The organism is Roseibium sp. (assembly GCF_025698965.1).
In the GTDB taxonomy this organism is placed as follows: Bacteria; Pseudomonadota; Alphaproteobacteria; order Rhizobiales; family Stappiaceae; genus Roseibium.
Window position 1 is genome coordinate 1 of the sequence record NZ_JAILWL010000661.1, and the last position, 2,682, is coordinate 2,682.

Below are 2,682 nucleotides of genomic sequence, written 5' to 3' on the forward strand. Positions count from 1 at the left end.
AACCTGGCACAGCTCAGATCTCAAGTTTCGCAACAGGTCACCGGTGCAAGCGTCGACGATCATTCGGTTTGGACGTCCCGACTTTCGGCGATGGCAGGCGCTGTGGTCGTCGGAGGATTTGCAATCATGATCCTGGTGATGGGATCAATGGTGCTCAGCGTCGTATTTGCCACGCAATCCGCGATGGCCGGTAACAAGGATGTTGTTTCGGTTCTGCATTTGGTCGGCGCCGAGGACACGTTCATTGCGCGTGAATTTCAACGACACTTCCTTATGCTCGGTCTGAAAGGAGGGTTGTCGGGAGGCAATCATCTGTTTCGTGATTGTCGACATGATGACGCGACAGGGAACCGGTCAAGCCGGGTCCGATCAGATGTCGGCTCTGTTCGGAACCGTTTCTGTCAGCCTGCCCGGATATTTCGGTGTGTTCGGCGTCGTGTTTCTGGTTGCCGTTCTAACGGCGTTGACCTCGGGGCTGGCGGTCAAGGCACATCTTGCCAAGGTGGATTGACCGGTTCTGGACCGGAACGAAACCGGCAATTGTTTTTCACACTTTGCGCAAGGTTTGAAACGATCTTTGACGTGACGGCATAAGTCGTTATTTTGTCGCAAGAGCCTGATGCCGCGAAATTGGCCGAATCACTTATCATAGTCGCCGCATGACGCACGCTGACACAGTTTTAGATCCTGCTTTGGAGGACGGTGTTTCCGCCGTTCCGGGGCGGAATGTGTCTGCCCTCGCGGAAAGTTCTGCGGATGCGTCCGCCATGCCAAAACCGGACCGGCGCCGGAAAAGACGGTTCGGACTGCGCATCCTGTTTTTGCTGGTCATTGCCTCCCTGGTGACTGGAGCTTTTGTCCAGTTCATGTTCTTTGCCCATCAGGTTTCCAAGGCGCAGACCCCGGTCACAGCCAATGCGGACGCGATTGTCGTTCTGACCGGAGGGCATGCCCGCGTCAATGAAGCGGTGCGGCTGCTGGAGGAAGGCAGGGCCAACCGACTGCTGATCTCAGGAGTTCATCCCGGGACGACGCGTGAGCAGCTTGCAGCCGTCACATCGTCCAGCATGCCTTTGGAAAAGAGCAGCGTTGACCTTGACCGGGTGGCACTCAATACCGCCGGCAATGCAGTCGAAACCGCGCACTGGGTCCAAAAGAACGGATTCAATTCGCTGCTTGTGGTCACCAGCGCCTATCACCTGCCAAGAGCCAGGGTTGAACTGTCCGAAGTCCTGCCGGATGTCAGTCTGATTGCCTATCCCGTCTTCTCCAAGGATCTGAACCTGGATACCTGGTATAGAGAGCCTGCCACGATCCGGCTTCTCATGCGCGAATATGTGAAGTATATCCTCGCCCGACTTCGGATAACCGTGAAGGGTGTGAGCTGATCAAGTCGGTTCTCGTCTGAACGGTTGGACTCAGACCGGCGATTTCGCCAATTCACTTTGCTCAGGTGCCATGCTTCTTCTGCGTTCTTCCCTGTTTCAGGTTCTGTTTTATACCGTCACCTTTGTTGAAATGATCCTGTTTTCACCGGTCATGCTGCTGCCACGCAGCTGGGGCTGGTGGATCGTGCCGGTCTGGTCGAAATCCCTTTTGTTGCTGATGCGGGTTACCGTGGGCCTCAAGGTGGAAATCCGCGGTAAGGAGAACCTTCCCGATGGTGGCTTCATTGCAGCGATGAAGCACCAGTCCGCCTGGGAAACGGTGACGTTGATTCCGCTCTTTTCCAGTCCAACCTTCATTCTCAAGCGGGAATTGCGCTGGATTCCGATTTTCGGCTGGTACACGGCAAAATACAGACAAATCCCGATCAATCGCGGCAAGAAGTCAGAAGCACTTGCTGCGATGATGGAAGCCGCGAAGGAGGCCATTGCGGAAAAACGTCAGATCCTGATTTTTCCGGAAGGCACGCGCCGCCCGGCAGGCGCCGATCCGAAATACAAATTCGGCATCGCACATCTTTACAAGGACCTGAAATGCCCGGTGGTGCCAATTGCTCACAATGCCGGACTCTACTGGCCGCGCTCATCCTGGATCGTTTATCCGGGAACAGTTGTGGTCGAGATCCTGCCGGCGATTGAGCCCGGCCTGGCCCCTGACGAATTCCATCAGAAAATGGTCTTGGCCATCGAGACTGCCAGTGACCGTCTGATCGAGGAGGCCCGCATGGCGAAACAGCCCTCACCGGTTCTGCAGCAGGTGGATGCGCAAAGAAACGCGAACCCGGCTTAGGGAGTGTGGCCCAGGATTTCTCGGGAAACCTCTTCCAGATCGACGAAGCTCACGTTACGCCAATCGCCAGTGTCATTATGTGGACCGAGCGGTGATGAAGGCACGCGCGTTGCAGATTAATCCCGTCTCATGAGCGTTATTTACTTATTGTTGCGAGTTGAACTAAATAACACGGCTCCGTGAATTCTGGTTTATCCAAGTAAACACGTGATCACGTATCGTTTATACCTATTCTTTTCTGAAAAATCGAAACTACTTTCGGTGTGCAGCGTTCACAAGACGTAAGCGCGATGCTCAAATGACCTTGTTATTGGGGGCATCATTTCAGACTAAACAAAGTAATACGGAGCTTAATCATGCGTACGAACAAGAAATTTCTGTCTTCTCTTCTCGCAGCCGCTTTTGTTTTTACTGCGACCATCGGAAGTGCTTTCGCCTATGACCCGG

General features: G+C 54.1%; 4 protein-coding genes. 3 read left to right on the top strand and 1 reads right to left on the bottom strand.

What is annotated here, in order from left to right:
- Positions 1 to 144 precede the first annotated feature (144 nt).
- Positions 145 to 333, bottom strand: coding sequence for a hypothetical protein (locus K5905_RS31250; protein WP_297591615.1), 189 nt, complete (start codon positions 331 to 333; stop codon positions 145 to 147).
- Here K5905_RS31250 and K5905_RS31255 point away from each other — a divergent pair.
- The 3 genes from K5905_RS31255 (at position 332) to K5905_RS31265 (ending at position 2,235) form a co-directional block, all read left to right on the top strand.
- Positions 332 to 511 (top strand): hypothetical protein, encoded by a 180-nt coding sequence (locus K5905_RS31255; protein WP_297591616.1) that lies wholly within the window; start codon positions 332 to 334, stop codon positions 509 to 511. The genes K5905_RS31250 and K5905_RS31255 overlap by 2 nt on opposite strands.
- A 256-nt stretch (positions 512 to 767) precedes the next feature.
- Entirely contained in the window at positions 768 to 1,388 is a 621-nt protein-coding gene (locus K5905_RS31260; RefSeq protein WP_297591617.1) for a YdcF family protein, read from the top strand.
- A gap of 70 nt (positions 1,389 to 1,458) precedes the next feature.
- The gene (locus tag K5905_RS31265; protein WP_297591618.1) at positions 1,459 to 2,235 is read left to right on the top strand and encodes a 1-acyl-sn-glycerol-3-phosphate acyltransferase; all 777 of its coding nucleotides are present in this window, start codon (positions 1,459 to 1,461) and stop codon (positions 2,233 to 2,235) included.
- Positions 2,236 to 2,682 lie beyond the last annotated feature (447 nt).